The following is a 16,415-nucleotide window of genomic DNA, read 5'->3' as shown; positions in this document are numbered from 1 at the left end:
ATTTGCCGGGCCTTTAAACTATAAAAGGTTTAGCTTACATTTAACCTTGTTTGCGTGAACGTGCTACTGCAACACCTGCTAAGGCCAATAGCGAAAGTAGTAACGTGCTAGGTGCAGGCACTTCGGCAACGCTAAATGATGCTGTTCGCGTATCTGCTGATGTTGACTGTACTGATGGATCAAACGCATCGGAGAAATCACTTTGTAAGAAAGTAAAGGGGGTTACGTTATCGCCCAACGTTCTAGCGATAAACTCCACAGTATAGAGAGCAACAGTATTACCACCGAACTGCGGTGCTGACGAACCTATCCCACCAATTGACTGAGCTGAAACATTATTGCCAGTAACAGACCCCGAGAAAGTCTCTATTAGAAAATTTGGTAACACCATAGGTATAGATGTAGGAGTAGAACCACCAAAAGGCATCAAGCTTTCTAGACTCCCATCAACATACTGGAGTAGCGTTGTATCAAAACTAAACGCTGTAACATACGCAGAAAATTTTGATTGATCGGCTCCAACTAAAAGGCCTGTCAGGCTTACCGTTACGGTTACCGTCTCGCCAACGTTATACACGTTTTTGTCGGTGGTTAGGCTAATAAGTGCTGCATTTGCGTTAAAAGAAACCGCTGCAACTAACATTAAAAATAACTTTTTCATTTTTTGTAATTCCAAATAAATTAAACTGCACAGCCAGCGCGTGAGCACATTGCCATTAATGCACGAATGTCAAAGAAGTTGATTGCGCCATCGCCATTGAAGTCGTAGCTATCGTTATTGGCTTGACCCGAAATAAAAGCTTGGTAGAACGCCATAACATCGTTAAAGTCAACGTCACCATCGTTATCTAAATCACCCACCATCACTTCTTCAGGGAAGTTCATTACGACTACCACAGGGTCGTGGTCAGAAGAACGATAGGCATCCGCACCGTAGTAGCTTGCTTGCTGTGTTTGCGACTTATATTCAACGTTATAATCGAACACACGAGGCTCATCAGCGTTGATGTGCCAAATTGTTGTATCCACTACATACTCTGTTAGTGAGGCACTTGTTAGCGCGTGGTCTATATAACCAATTTCACCGCCAAAGCTATACGAGTAACCCGTATCGCCGTCAAACAGCTCTACTAAATTGCTATAACCAGCAGACTCAAGGGCTAGGATTGGAGACTCTTTTGCGTATGCATTTAAGTCACCCATAATAAGCACACGGTCAGAAAGCACGTCGCTGTTCTGTTGAATTAGCGCAAGTAATGCTTCAGATGCTTCAGTACGCAGCTGATTCCAGCAGCTCTGGCCATCGCCTAAGTCAGCGTTGTTACCAGATGCTTTGCTTCCACAGGCTTTTGACTTAAAGTGATTAATTGCAAACGTAAAGGTTTCACCGTTGCTGTTAACACTAAAGTTTTGAAGCAATGGCTGACGATTGCCATAGTCAAACGGTACTTCGGCTGAAGTAATTGCGCTACCTACAGGTGTTACTACAGCGGTTTTGTACATCATACCAACAGCAATGGCATCACCACCTAATTGACCTTCAAGCGCAACATAAGTGTATTCATCGCTGCCAAGCGTTGCATTTACTGCGTCTACTAGCGATGCTATTGCAGAATCGCTACTGTAACCGTCATTTTCAATTTCAACCAAGCCAAGTACGTCAGCATCTACAGCGGCAATTGCCGAAACGATTTTAGCTTGTTGACGTACAAACTCTAGCTCGCTGTCTGCCCCACGTGAAGTTGGGAAATCTGGGCCGTTGAAGTAGTTAAGCACGTTAAAGCTTGCTACCTTCACATCGCCTACAGCTTGTAGCAACGGTGCACGTGTTCTTGGGTTAGTGCGCACTGTTTGTAAATCGCTAACCGGAATTAGGTTGTAAGCGCCAAACGCGTAATGAAGAACACCCTCAAGGTTTTCAACACTGTCGCCTAAACGCAGTGGGTTAGTGTATGAAAGACCGCCAACAGGGAACTGCAGGTTATCGCGATTTTGAGAAGAATAACCGTCGTCAACAAGTAGTGAATCGCGTGCATTTTGCTCCGCTAATGCCAACGCTTCTTGTGTACCTGCAACAAACTGATTGGTTGGTATCATAAGGCGCTGTGAAGACACATTAAACTGACCGTAGCGGCCAAGGTTGTAGGTGTCAGACACTTTTAGCGTTTGTTCGAAGCTTATTTGCATACCTTCAAAGGCTTCTAAGTTTAGGTCTTGTGCGAACGGTAACGCCTGTTGCGTGTAAAGCACACTCTCGCCAGTGCCTAATACTTCAGCGTTTGCCGACAGCGCTAGTTGAGTTACACCGAAGCGTTCGCCTACCGTTGCTTGTAAACGCACTGCATCACCTACTTGAGGCAACACATCAAACGAACCCGCGTAAACAAAAACGCCCTCTGAAGTTAATGCATTATTATCTGAATCAGCTGCTTCTTCTTGCACAAAGAAACCACTCATTCCTGGCACAACGCTTGTCACTACAGCTTCAACAATAACGTCGGTACCAACCATTGCAGATGCTTCGCCTTCGCCTTGAATTGCGCTAATTAGCACTAATTCAGCCACTGGCTCTGTTGGCTCTACCGGGTCAACTGGGTCTACTGGGTCAACTGGGTCTACTGGATCAGTTGGACCAGACACCGCACCATTGTGTGCACCAAAGTAGTCAAAGGTATCTTTCGCATAGCTATCCCACTCCACACTGGCATCAAAACTACCGCTGCGCGTTGCGTTGCCTGCTGTTACCGATGCTTTTCTTACTAAGGTTTTATCTTTACCCCAGTTAGTTCGAACGCCATACGTACCCAGTGAATCTACTACTTCACCCTTGTATACAAGCTCAATATAATCATCACCGTTGAAGTTAATAACGGAGTTATTAATTACTGAGCCATCAGTCAGTGCAGCTACTGCGCGGCTGTTTGCAAACGTTGCTACGCCACCTGCAGCAATTTCACCTGTAAGTTTGAATACTTTGCGGGCGCTGTCTGCTGTCGCGCCATTTGAAAGCATAACTAGCTCATAATCGGTTAAGTATACCAGCTCAGAAGAACTGTTAAATAGCTCAATGGCCTTGTTGTAGCTGCCGCCTTCAATGTATTCAGATATATAAACTGAATTAGACGATGGTGCTGGCTGCTCGCCGCTGTCACCGCCATTTCCGGTACCTGGATCAGGGTTTTCACCTGAATTATCATCGGTGCCGCCGGTGTCTGTACCTGTATCTGTACCTGTACCTGAAGAGCCATCACAGCTCTCATTGAAAATCATTGAAGCAAGTTCAGGCTTATCGATAAACGGATTGCGATTGCCTTGGAACTCAAAAACACGCTCATTTCGGCGGCGCTCAAACTCGTCTACCGGGTCGCTCTCATGCCATTGTAGTAGTACGCATACTTTGCCAAATGCTGCTTCAGACGTGCTGGTAAGGCGATTAACAAGTACTAGGTCTTCTTCTGTATCACCACTTGTCAGTCCGTCGTAACGCACATCCATGTAAAGCATAGAACGTGCAACGTCGCCTTTTACTGCATCGCGCGGTTCGAAAGAGTCAGCGTCAACGCGGTTCGCCGGCGCTTCAGACAATGCTGAATCACTAAAATCAAAGTCTAAATTACCACGGGCGCTGTTTACCGAAATGTCGGTAGGACGCAGGTGAAGAATATCGGTATATGCCGTTAGGCTTGAACTTGAGAAGCCATGGCTTTTTGCCCATACGTGCTCACGGTTCCAGTTGTCCTGGTTTGTGCTTTGTGGACCACTGCCGTTGGTGTCTTTATCTTGTGAAGTACCTTTGTAAAACAAAATTACGTTATCAGTATTTAACGGGTCTTCGTCAGTATAAGTAAGTGCTGTCCATACTTCTGAATACGACAGCATGCGATGGCCATTTTCAATAATGTTATGCGCGGTAGATTTCAGCGACTGTGCACTTTCATTATTTGCAATCGCTGTATCAAGCGTTGCGTAGTAGTCAGTTTCTACATAGTCACTGGCTAAATTAATAGCCTGTAAATCTGGGCAATTAAAACATGTGCCACTTAATACAAGAAGTTCATTGGAAGGCTGATCACCATTGCCTGGGTCGGTACCATTGTCATCTGTTGAACCAGTGCCTGTTACAGTAACGCTATCTAGGTTCAAATACTCAGTTCCCGCGTTATTCTTCATAGCTACGCGTACAACTAATGAAGCGCCAGTACCCACGTTTGCGGAAACGGTTTGAGTGCCGAAGTCATCAATAACCGTGTTGGTATCACCTGCATTTAAGGTGATTAACTGAAACGCGCCGCCATCTATCGAGTAAGAAACGTCGATATAGTCTGAAGATTCAAATGTACCGTTTTGAGATAGTGCAGCCTCAACAGTTACCTCACCTTGACCGCTAATATCAATCGACTTTGTCGTCCATACTACTTCGCCGTCAACGTCTCGGGCTTGTAATGCACCGTTGTTAACACGAAACCAGTCAGTCGTCGCCGTAAGGCCGGCTTCATTGCTTAATTCAATATCCCAGTTATCAAATGTGTAAACTCGCGCTTGGTCGCTTCCTGCAACAGGGCCTGTTACCCCAACACCTTGAAGCTCAGCTGCTTCAAAATCTTCTTGCCATACCGTTGTTGACGCCAGTGCATCGAAAGAGATTGCACTTAACGATATTGCTCCTGTAAGTAGTGTTTTTATCACCGTTGCTGACTTAGTCAGTTTCGGCTTTTGTGTGTTGTCCCAATTTGCCATGTTGTGCCTTCCGCATCTTTTGTAGGAAGGCATAAAATCTAATACATGGGTATATACAGCAAGTACTTAACGAAAATAATAATATAAACGTCACAAAGCATAAAAATCAGCGACTTACGCACTTAAAATAAGTTTACTTATTGATTAACTCCACTGAACCTTGGTACAGGGAAAGTTGATTTGTAACGCGTCTCAATTTACCTACATTCGTTGCACTACCTTAGTGCCAGACATTAACTACTGCACAAAAAAAGCGCACTTGATAGCGCGCTTTTTAGGTATTTTTGAATATCAAAGAAGGCTATTTCGCAGGTTTAGCGAAAGCACTGTACGCCGATAAAAAATCGTTAAAGTCTGCTTGAAACGCCGCTTTTAGTCGCAAGCACTGTGCCGATTCATCTTGCATAATTTCAACGCCACGAGTGATTGATTGATGCGACGGCTGCACCTTTTTATAAAATGCATTCGCCATAGTAAGGTTTTCAGTCGAGCACGTTGTCGATACAAACTCAGGCATTCTGGTCACATGATACTCGGGCATTTTTGCAAAAAGCGCTTCGTAGTTATTCTCGAGCCATTCATAAAGCAGCGCATGATTATCTAGATTACGCGCAACCCTCACCACCATGTACATGGTATTCGCAGGAGTAATATCATCTGTCAGTGCTAAATCGAGCATCTTGAACACTGACTGCTTGTCGCTGAAGTGCATTGAATAAACTAACGTATTTTTAACGTTAGGTAACTGCGCATCTTTAAACGCTTTCACCAACCTGGAAAGCCACTTTGCACTGTCTTTTTCCACACTATTCTTTGTGGCGATTGCAATAGCAGTACCCGCAATACCTGACGGTAAGCTACTGGTGTCTTCAATATACTGTTTAGCCAAGGTTTCACTTTGCTCGACAAGCGCTTTGCTGTCGGCATGCATGCCCAATAAACTGTACAGCTGGTTACGAAGGCGAATAACATCGGCAGAATCGTCTTCACTCTGCGTTAATGAAAGCGATGTCAGCAGTGGTAAATAGTCTTTATTAAGCAGTGCTGCAAACTGTGCTTTATTGTCATCATTTACCAGATAATCAAATTCAGCAAGCACACTTACAGCAGCGCGAATAACGGCAGGATCATTATCTTTTGCGAGAGCGTTCAGTATTTTCATCACGCTGTCTACACCAACGGTGCCAGCATTTAGCAGTGCCTGATAGTTGTACAGCACGTTTTTCTTTTCACGCTTGTTTAGCACATCCAAGTTATTTAGCAACGCATCTAACTGGCTGGGTGCCACTGCCCAACGGAAATATCCTGTCGCATTGTCGTTTGGATAAACCCAATTCGCCTCTGCTAACTGCGGAAGTGCTGTGGTCTTTTGATCGACGAAAACCACTTCACGCTTTATTTCGCCGTTTTTTTCAAATGTTAGCTTTAAAGGTATTGCCCAAGTCTTATCCTCAACACTTGCGCCTTGCAAGTGAAAGCGCGACTGCGTCACCTTTCCATCCTTTGAAATAGCAATAACCGGATAACCTGGCTGCTCTAAGTACGCTTTCATCATGGCACTTAGATTAAAATCTGATACACCGTCGAGGGCATTCCATAGATCATCTGCAACTGTATTGCCCCATGCGTGCTTGTTCATATAGTTGCGTACGCCTTCACGAAACTTCTCTGTTCCAATCAGCGATTCAATCATTTGTAGAATAGACTCGCCCTTAGAGTAATTCAGGCCCAAGCCGTCCATCACATCAGGCTGACTTTTAACTACTTTTTTAACTGGCTTAACAGTTGGACTTGCATCAGCACCAAATGCACCTTCTTGCACTATACGGTCGGCATAATTTAGTTCTGGATAAAGTTGCTTCATGGTGTGGCTTGCTGCCCACGACGCAAATGCTTCGTTAAGCCATAGGTCATCCCACCACGCCATCGTTACCAAGTTACCAAACCACTGATGTGCAAGTTCATGGGCAATAACATTTAAAGGGCGTGAGCGTTCTGTAACGCTTGGATTATCATCAAGAAGTAAAAGGCTATCGCGATAGGTTATCAAGCCCACATTTTCCATTGCACCATGCGTGAAGTTAGGCACGGCCACAAAATCCATTTTTTTATACGGGTATTTAATACCAAAAAAGTCTTCAAGAGACGCTAAAATTTCAGGCGTGTGTTTGATAACGAACTTCGTTTTATCTGCATAACCCTTAGGCACATAGATACGACCAGGTACTGGCAGCCCCGTCATCTCTGCACTATCAAAAGGCCCAACTGTATAAGCAATCAAGTAGGTTGGCATAGGTTTGGTCTTCTCAAATAAAACCGTTTTAACGCCGCCTTTTATTTCAGTATCTTGCACCGGAGTATTACCTACTATGGTTTGCTGCTCTGGTGCACTTATCGACATTTGATATGCAATTTTAAAAATGGGCTCATCAAAACTTGGGAATGCTTTGCGTGCATGCATATCTTCAAACTGGGTAAAAATATAATTCGTTTCTTCAAATCTCGACAAATACATGCCGTCAGAAGATGTGTTTACTTTTCCATCGAACTCGATATGAAGGGTATATTCACCGGGAGCAATATCAGACGAAGACATCGCCCAATTAATATCGTACTCACCCACTTCAACGTTTAGTGGTACAACGTGGTCGTTTTGATGTAATTCAGCGCGCGTTACTGTTAACCCTAGTTGATAAAAACCCACTTTTTTCGTTATGGTGTTTACGGTTATATCTATGTCAGTGTAACCAGAATAGTCGGGCTGGTTTGGGTCTAGGTTAAGGTGTATTTTTTGGAACTTCGGCGTTACCGAAGAAGGCAAGCGATACTCCACATCAGCGGCAAGTGCCGATGAGCACACTGCGAAAAAGCCAACTATGGCTATCGCCGCATACCTGCAAAGCGCGTTAAATTGTTTCATCGTGGTTTGTCCATTTTGTAGAGCTTGCGCCCTATTATTATCCACGGGGTAGGATAATGTTGAACAACCCCAAGGGCAACGCGATGCCCCTGTTTAACTCCACCAAATTGTTACGATTCATTTCAAAATGGCGCATTCAGCGATGAATGCGCCTAATTACATGCTGAAAATAGTGCGCTTATTAAAAATGGTAGCGTCGAAGCTGCATTTGCATACGTTTAATTTGCGCCACCAGCTCCTCACAATTTTGCGCTACATCATGGGCGTAATCACGGTTTGCTTCACCCACTTTTTGAATGCTACCAAGCCCATTATTCACGCTGTTTGCCACATCTTTTTGTCCGTCAGCCATCGATGTCGCTTCTTTATTAAGCAGTGTTATACGGGCAACAGCGTCTAACGCTTGCTTTAATGATTCACCTGCATGCTTAGTAACCTCTACCGTTTTAAATGCAGTATCTTTGTTGTGCTGCATTTTTTCAGAGGCCACGCGACTGCCTTGCTGCAGTCGTTCAATCATTATCCTTATTTCTTCGGTAGACGATTGAGTACGACTTGCCAACGAGCGTACTTCGTCTGCCACCACAGCAAAGCCTCTTCCTTGCTCACCCGCTCTTGCGGCTTCGATAGCCGCATTTAATGCGAGTAAATTGGTTTGTTCAGCAATGGTTCGAATTACTTCCATTACACCGCTAATTTCCTCGCTTGCTTGTGCAAGCTCTGTAATTACCTGTACCGATGCATCAACGTCACTGGCCTGTGCTTCTATGTCACTAATAGTTTGCGACAACACACTTACAGAGTTTCTGGTATCACTGTCAGCAGCTTGTGCAGCTTCACTTGAGCTTCGTATGTTAGCCGACACTGTGTCTGCATTTTGCTGCAGAAGCGAAATCGAATGGTTGATGTTCTTCGTTTCTTTGGAAAGTAAATCAACGGACTTACTTGATTCAGAAGCCGTTAAATTGAGTGCCTCGGACTTCGCAAGCATACCCTCGGTAGCTTCATCTACATTTTGTAAGGTTTCTTGCAGCTGCCCGAGTAATTGGTTGAACGCTCTTGCCATTACACCAAACTCATCACTGCGAGAAGCTTGGAAACGGAATGTTAAGTCGCCTTCTCCTGAGGAAAGGTTATTAACGACTTCAATGAACTCATCTAACGGTTGACCCACAATATTTTTCACCAACAGCCAAATGGTTATTAATACACCCGCGCTAGCAAGTACAATTTTAAGAATAACAGTAAACACAGCACCGCCAATTAATGCGGCTTTTTCGTCAGTGGACGCAGCTAAAATGACATCATAGCCCCATTCACTGAAAGGAATAACCGTTACAATCCAGTCATCATTATTACTAAGTGCTCTATTAACTTCTTCATCGTTTACATGCGTAGAGTGCATTCTTATGTTGTCCTTGCCATCTCGTAAAGCAACAAAGCCATCCTCTAAAACATGACTTTCCTTAATGGCGTCCTCTAGCACTTTTAAGTCGGCTGAGTAGCCTACATACCAAATACCAATAACATTGTTAGACGCATCAAACATAGGTTCGTAACCAGTAAGGTAAGGACTACCTAAAATATCTACCGCACCGTAATACGCTTTGTTCTGTTGAATTTGTTTGATGGCCTTTCCGTTAGGCGCCAGTTTAGTACCAATTGCACGTTCGCCGTTTTTGATTACGTTTGTACTAACACGGATATAATCTTCACCCGTGCGGCTAAAAAGCGTTGCAGTTCCGCCCATTACGCTAGTTAAACCGTCCACTAACTCGAAGTTATTAGCCTGTGTTTCGTTACCTAAAAGCAGTTGCCTAGCCTGTGTATTTTTCACACTTACCATGCCTGACTGTTTGGGTGTACCCAACTGCGCTCCTCGTTGCTTTAGTAATGCCATACTGCTTTTTACACGTTCAAGCATAAGCGTGTCGGTTACTTGCAATATATTGATTAGTCGGTCGCCAGTTTCTTCCTTCTGATCTTGAATTTGGCTAGAAATGCTTGAGGAGGTAGTAAAAACAGTAACGATGGCTATGATGAGGGCTAAAAGGGCGATCACTGTAGATATGGCTAACAGGAACTTTCGCTGGATAGACATGTTTTCTTCTCACTGTTTGCAACAAGCGGTATTGTTAGATGTCACTCCTGTGGTCGGCTGGTCCCTTAACTTAAATTTAGGCAAAAAAAAGATAAGTGCAAATTTTAACAGCACTATTTAGTGATTTTATAAGATGTCACTTGCAAGCTAGTACAACACGTAAACGTCACTATTTCATAGTCACTTTACCGCCCACTATTTTAAGGGCTGGCGCACCTCTAATCATGGCTGGCCTGGCGAAGATACTATTACAATTAGGGCATTGCCCCTCTTCATTCGTAAAGTCATCTACTATGCGCTCTTTAAAACACTTTACTAAAGCGCCCTTTCCACCTTTTCTATATTTGTATAGCTGAGTCTTACATTTTACACAGTATATTTGAACGGTTTTTGTGGGCCCTTTTGCGTTTGGTTTTGCCATAGATATAGTTCTTATATAGTTCTTAAATAGCTTTTATATATTTCTTATTAAAGTTTCATTTACGCCCTGTGCACGCGATGCACTGACCTACAACAGTTCACCACGTTTCTCTCGCGTGATTCTATACGCAGGTTCAAAACCTAAGTGCAGCTACATTGCGCAAGAAAGCTTGGATGATGTAAAAGATTGCTGGTTCAATCTGGGTATTCGGTGGAATAATTCAAATTAGCAAACGCCATAATGACATCTTTAGCAAATGCCACACGTGGGTGTCGTAGCGCCCCTTTTTTCCATACCAAGTACAAATCATTTTGTGGACCAGGCTTGCCAAGCTGCACCAACTCGCCATTAGCAATGCCTTCCTTACACAAGTAATCGGGTAACACCGAGTAGCCAACACCGGCTTTAATCATGGTACTTATAGCGCGAATGTCTGGGCATACCGCAGCTACGGGCGACTCGCAGGTACTGCCGAAAACATCAGAAAAGTACTGTCTTATTAATGGCTTTTGTTCATCGTAAGTCACTACTTTGTGCTGGTTCAAAATATCTGCAGTAATCGTTTGTTCAGCCAATAACTTACCCTGAACCCTATTCATCACCAGAATTAAGCGTTCGCTATCAAGCTTTTGATATTCATACATACCGTGTGAAGGCTCGGATGCTGTAATGGCCAACTCGGCTACATCTGTTTCAAGCAGCTTATAGGTATTGGCTTTGTTGCCCATATGAATTACTAAGTTGACTTTATCAGCTTGGAGTAAGTTAGCCAGTGTAGGCCCAGCCACCAAACTTAAATATTCCGCGGGCCCCGCTAAATGCAATGTGCCATGGTCGGTAGAGGCTCGGCTTCTAATAGATGATACCTTCTGTTCCAAAGTATCGATATGGCTTGCTACCTGAAGTGCAAGATCGTCTGCAATAGGAGTAGGCTCTACTCCCCTTGCTTTTCTAATAAACAATTCCTTCCCTACAATGGCTTCCATTGCCTGAATATGAGACGTAACGGCGGGTTGAGACATATGAAGGCGCGACGCGGCCCGCGTTATATTGCCACTTCGATACACTTCCACAAAAGTTTTTAGCTGAGTTAGGTATGACATTATCCTTTCACCCATCAGAATTTTGATGACTCATGCCAATTTATCTGACTTCTACAGTACTCACAAACGCTCTAGGATACACCCACAATTTATTGCGACAGGAGCAAATGAATGAAATCAGTTATTCCTCTTTTAACAGTAGCGCTTTCAGCAACCGTAGGCGTTGAAGTATCTGCACAGGCAAACGACCAACAAAAAGCAGTGAGTAAAGGTGAAGTACTTGTATTACTTTCTAGCGAAAACGTAATGCAGCTAAGCGATGGTAAAACAGCACCAACGGGCTACTATTTAAATGAATTTGGCGTACCAGCGAAAGCGCTTATCGATGCGGGATACACGTTAGTATTAGCGTCTCCAAAAGGCAATGCCCCATCGGTTGACGTAAACTCTGTAACACCTCAATACTTTGATGGCAGCGAGCAAAAAATGATGCAGATCCAAGAGTTGGTTGCGTCACTTGAAGGTATTAACGACACGTTGTCGCTAAATGAAGTTATTCAAAATGGTCTGTCTCAGTATGAAGGCGTATTTATTCTCGGTGGACATGCTCCACTTATAGATCTGGCTAACAATAAAAAAGTGGGCGAGATTCTTAAGCACATTCATAATGAAGGAAAACCCACTGCGGCCATCTGCCATGGGCCAATTGCCTTACTTTCTGCGCAAGTTAACCCGCAAACGTACGAGATGGCATTGAAAAATGGCGGTAAAGCCGCACCTAACCAGTGGATATATGATGGCTACAAAATGACAATATTCTCGACGCCAGAAGAAGCATACTTCGAGAGTACACTTAACGATGCATCGCTGCTGTACTATCCTGCAGATGCAATGTCAGGCGCTGGCAGCAACATGCAATACAAAGAAATGTGGCCTCCAAACGTGGTAGTAGACCGCGAACTTATAACGGGCCAAAACCCTTTTTCGGACGATTTACTAGCAGAAAAGCTACTTAAATTGCTAAACGAATAAGCAAAGAGAACAGGTGAACCAAATGCTAAACTTTACATTCAAAAACCAAACTGAAATTCTATTTGGCAAAGGCCAACTTAGCGAAGTAGCAACTCGTCTTCCTGAAAACGCCAAAGTGCTTTTTCTTTACGGTGGTGGCTCAATTAAGAAAAATGGCGTTTACGACCAAGCAATAGCATCGCTTAAAGATGCAGACGTAATTGAGTTTCAAGGCGTAGAGCCAAACCCTGAATTCGAAACGCTGATGAAAGCCGTACATGTAGCTCGCGATAACAATGTGAACTTCATTTTAGCCGTTGGCGGCGGCAGCGTTATTGATGGCGCAAAATTCATTGCGGCTGCTGTAAACTTCAAAGGCGATCCTTGGGATATCCTCATCAAAGGCGCACCTTTCAAAAACCCGTTACCTATAGGCGCAGTGCTTACGCTTCCTGCCACCGGGTCTGAAAGCAACGGTAACTCTGTTGTGAACAGAAAAGAAACATCTCAAAAACGCGCGTTTTCTTCAGAAACCGTGCAGCCAGCATTTGCTGTGCTTGACCCAGAATTTACTTTCTCACTGCCGCCACGCCAGGTATCTAACGGTGTTGTAGACGCGTTTGTTCACGTTATTGAGCAATACCTTACCTATCCAGTGAACGCTCCCCTTCAAGACCGTTTTGCTGAAGGAATTCTTCAAACACTTGTTCAAGAAGGACCAAAAGCGCTTCAAACGCCTGAAGACTACGACGTTCGCGCGAACATTATGTGGTCTGCAACGATGGCGTTAAATGGCCTGATAGGCAAAGGCGTACCGCAAGACTGGGGGACGCATATGATAGGCCATGAACTTACCGCCCTACACGGCCTTGACCATGCCGTTACGCTGGCCATTGTACTTCCATCGCTCATGTTTGTGCAGCGCGAGAAAAAGCAGGAAAAAATTCTACAGCTAGGCGAGCGCGTGTTCGGTATTAACGAGGCTGACAAGGATAAAGCCGTAGATTTAACCATCAAGGCAGTTCAAGACTTCTTTGAAACCATGCAAGTTAAAACTCGATTATCTGACCACGGCGTTGAAAAATCGGCCATCGATGGTCTTATTGAAAACTTAGAGCGAAATGGCTTAACCAAGTTAGGTGAGCACGGCGATATCGACCTTGCTAAAGCAAGAGAAATATTAACGCTAGCTGCTTAAGAAAACTCGCAAACAAGAAGCGTAGCCTAATTAGGTTGCGCTCCTTTTCCCTTACGCCTTTTTTTCATCCTTAACCTTCATCGCATCTGACTACTGTCATCTACAGCCCAGCAAAAGTTCGCTATACTGTATAAGCAAAAGGGCAATCACCCGAAAGCGATACAATAAATAACGCTCTGTCCCCCTGCCATTTGGCAGCTCAATAATACGACGATAAGTGTAGCCAACTAGGTAAACAATGCAGCAAGAACATCGATTATCATCCGAAGACAATCAGGCTAGACTTTCACACCTTCGGCGCAAACGCGTTTTACAAATAAGTGCAGTAACTGCGCTTGGTCTACTTACCTGCCTTTTTTTTGCCAGAGGCATTACATTTAATATTTTCTTAATAGGCTTTTTGGCAATGGCAGCGTCAGCGTGGTTTGCAAGTAGATATCACGCTACAGCAAGTAGTTATATCCTTTTAACATCGCTTTCTACAATGCTCTTTGCCCTGTCGGCAACTGGCGCAGGCACTTTCGACCTTGCTATGCTAGGTTACCCTGGAATTATTATTTTTGCCGCACTCCTCGGCGGCAGAGGGCTTTTTCTGGGGGTATTGTCGTTTGTGATACTTCAATGTATCACGCTGACATGGCTTATTTTGGAGAGCCATCTTTCGGTAAATACGCCCTATCTCAGCTGGTCTCACCTCGTATTCATTGTGGTAATTTTTTGTGTAATTGGTTTTGCCGTTTATGTATTGGTTCAAGATATCAGGCATTTATTGACGTCGTTGCAAACTGAAAACGCCAAAGTAGAAGAAAACAGGCAACAAATACAGCACCTAGCTCATCACGATCCACTCACCAACCTACCCAACCGCGTATTAGGCGAACGGCTATTTAAAGAATTACTGACAGAAAGCACGCAAGACGGAAAGCAGCTTGCTTTATTGTTTATTGATTTAGACAACTTCAAACCAGTTAATGATGCTTTAGGGCATGCAGCTGGTGACCGCTTTCTGCAAAAGTTAGCGCAAACCATGACCGACCACATGACAGAGAACGAGCGCATTATTCGCTTTGGCGGCGATGAATTCATTGTACTTGCGTCTGGTATTCGTTCTGAAGCACAGTTAAACGCACTTTGCGACAACATTATTTCGTGGTGCTCCACCGAGTTTGAATTGTTACAAACCAAAATTGTGGTTTCTTGTTCTATAGGCATTGCCCGAGCACCTCAAGACGGTAATCAATTCAAACAACTTTGCCGCAAAGCAGACGTAGCGATGTATGAAGCGAAAAGAAGTGGAAGAAACGGCTACACGTATTACAACGCTTCATTTGATGTTGAGAGCGACGAAAAGTTTACCTTAATTCAAAAGCTTCGACCTGCAGTGCAGAACAATGAGTTTGAAGTGTATTACCAGCCATTAATTGACCTAAAAACAGGTGCTATTTGTGCGGTCGAAGCTTTATTGCGCTGGCCTCAGAAAGATGGAGGCATGATACTACCCGACAAATTCATACCGTTAGCCGAGAGCAGTGGTTTAATTACGCAATTGGGTGCATGGGTACTGGAAGAAGCTTGTTTATTCTGTGCTAAATTACAGCGACGAGGCATGCCTAAAATAAGTATTGCGGTTAATTTATCGTTTGCGCAATTCAAAGACGGCTCGCTGCCCCACGCTGTGGCTAACGCACTGGAAAAATCTGGATTAGACCCGCAATATCTTGAGCTAGAGCTAACCGAAAGCATCATTGCAGAATCTGCTCGAGGAATTTCAAAACAGCTAGAGGCTATTAGAAACTTAGGCGTACGCTTTGCCATAGACGACTTTGGTACAGGCTATTCAAACCTAAGTTACTTGCAAAAATTTAAAGCCGAGAAATTAAAAATAGATCGTGTTTTTATTGAAAAACTTCATAGCGGTAACAACAGCGATGAAGATGGTGAGCCTCTTGTATCAGCCATTATCAACATTGCTAAAAGTATTGGCATGAAAACCGTTGCCGAGGGCATTGAAGATGCTAAGCAACTTCAAAAACTCGTTACGATGGAATGCGATATAGGGCAAGGTTATCATTGGAGTAAGCCTGTGCCTCGAAAAGATATTGAGGCACTTATTTCTTCGCACACACCCAGTCAAACGGAACTTACTCATTAAAAGCCATGATAGGTAACAAACTCGGCGTTATCAGCCCGTGTTGAGCGCACGTCGTTTGCTGGGAAATCTGAGTCTGGGTAACCCAACGCAATACAAATCATGATGGCTTCATTATCTGGTATGTTGGCGCATTTGTGCACCACTTCAGACTGCATTATACCCTGCCCGTTTATTACACAGCCAAGCCCAAGATCCCAGGCTGCCAGCACAATACCATAGGCAAGCGACCCCAAACCAAACTGCGTAATTCCAGCAGGTTCTAACGATTTATCATAGGTTAATACAAGCGAAACAGGCGCGTCGAACTGACGAAACCCTCGCATCATCCAATCCATTCGCTTTTCTTTATCTTCCCGCGTAATTCCCATTACTTCAAACAGTTGAACCGCCACATCGATTTGGCGCTGACGATGAATACCTTCGTAGTCCTCTTTGTAGGGAAAGTCGCGAACATGTGGCTTACCCGCTAAGGTGTTCTCGGTGTTTCCCTTGCGAATATTGTCTAGCACATCACCAGTAACGACGTGAATTTTCCACGTTTGCGTATTGTAAGAAGATGGTGCCCATTTAGCTGCGTTAATGATGGCGTCTACGGTTTCTTTGGTAACTGGTTGCTTGGTAAACCCGCGCACGCTTTTGCGTGACGCAGCAAATTCTGCAAAGTTCATAGTTTGATTGCTCGTTAACGTAAATCGAAATGTTAACGTAGAGTAAACAGCAGTGTGTTGCGTTGCAATGTGTGGAGCTTCCAAAACGGATTGATTTTTCTGATATATATCTATTTCAAGATCTGTATACGCTGAGCAGTATTTCCAACTCACCTTATTAGCAT

Annotated in this window: 10 protein-coding genes; 3 read left to right on the top strand and 7 right to left on the bottom strand. The window is 44.0% G+C overall.

Annotation, left to right across the window (positions count from 1 at the left end; genetic code table 11):
- Nucleotides 1–40 precede the first annotated feature (40 nt).
- The 6 genes from V7R35_RS11115 to V7R35_RS11090 form a co-directional block, all read right to left on the bottom strand.
- Nucleotides 41–661: a PEP-CTERM sorting domain-containing protein gene (locus V7R35_RS11115; RefSeq protein WP_334014899.1), complete on the bottom strand. Its 621-nt coding sequence runs from the start codon at nt 659–661 to the stop codon at nt 41–43.
- 20 nt (nt 662–681) lie between these two features.
- Entirely contained in the window at nt 682–4,737 is a 4,056-nt protein-coding gene (locus V7R35_RS11110) for an ExeM/NucH family extracellular endonuclease (RefSeq protein WP_334014898.1), read from the bottom strand.
- A gap of 301 nt (nt 4,738–5,038) precedes the next feature.
- A complete protein-coding gene (locus V7R35_RS11105) occupies nt 5,039–7,657 on the bottom strand; it encodes a M1 family metallopeptidase (RefSeq protein WP_334014896.1) in 2,619 nt (872 codons plus the stop codon).
- A gap of 181 nt (nt 7,658–7,838) precedes the next feature.
- Entirely contained in the window at nt 7,839–9,758 is a 1,920-nt protein-coding gene (locus tag V7R35_RS11100; RefSeq protein WP_334014895.1) for a methyl-accepting chemotaxis protein, read from the bottom strand.
- 169 nt (nt 9,759–9,927) lie between these two features.
- Nucleotides 9,928–10,179 (bottom strand): hypothetical protein, encoded by a 252-nt coding sequence (locus tag V7R35_RS11095; RefSeq protein ID WP_334014894.1) that lies wholly within the window; start codon nt 10,177–10,179, stop codon nt 9,928–9,930.
- 194 nt (nt 10,180–10,373) lie between these two features.
- The gene (locus V7R35_RS11090) at nt 10,374–11,282 is read right to left on the bottom strand and encodes a LysR family transcriptional regulator (protein WP_334014893.1); all 909 of its coding nucleotides are present in this window, start codon (nt 11,280–11,282) and stop codon (nt 10,374–10,376) included.
- 111 nt (nt 11,283–11,393) lie between these two features.
- On the opposite strand from V7R35_RS11090, the gene V7R35_RS11085 reads away from it, so the two are divergent.
- From V7R35_RS11085 to V7R35_RS11075, 3 genes are all read left to right on the top strand, one after another.
- Complete coding sequence (locus V7R35_RS11085; RefSeq protein WP_334014892.1) at nt 11,394–12,254, top strand: type 1 glutamine amidotransferase domain-containing protein; 861 nt, start codon at nt 11,394–11,396, stop codon at nt 12,252–12,254.
- Nucleotides 12,255–12,276: 22 nt separating this feature from the next.
- Nucleotides 12,277–13,431, top strand: coding sequence for an iron-containing alcohol dehydrogenase (locus V7R35_RS11080; RefSeq protein WP_334014890.1), 1,155 nt, complete (start codon nt 12,277–12,279; stop codon nt 13,429–13,431).
- A 238-nt stretch (nt 13,432–13,669) separates the two neighbouring features.
- On the top strand, nt 13,670–15,583 hold the full coding sequence (locus V7R35_RS11075; RefSeq protein WP_334014889.1) for a putative bifunctional diguanylate cyclase/phosphodiesterase: 1,914 nt from the start codon (nt 13,670–13,672) through the stop codon (nt 15,581–15,583).
- Here the strand turns inward: V7R35_RS11075 and V7R35_RS11070 are convergent.
- Entirely contained in the window at nt 15,580–16,251 is a 672-nt protein-coding gene (locus V7R35_RS11070; RefSeq protein WP_334014888.1) for a nitroreductase, read from the bottom strand. The genes V7R35_RS11075 and V7R35_RS11070 overlap by 4 nt on opposite strands.
- Between the last annotated feature and the right edge of the window lie 164 nt (nt 16,252–16,415).

The sequence above is a fragment of the Alteromonas sp. S167 genome, assembly GCF_036864375.1.
In the GTDB taxonomy this organism is placed as follows: Bacteria; Pseudomonadota; Gammaproteobacteria; order Enterobacterales; family Alteromonadaceae; genus Alteromonas.
The sequence above is the reverse complement of the archived record's forward strand: the minus strand, read 5'-3'. Positions and strand labels throughout refer to the sequence as shown.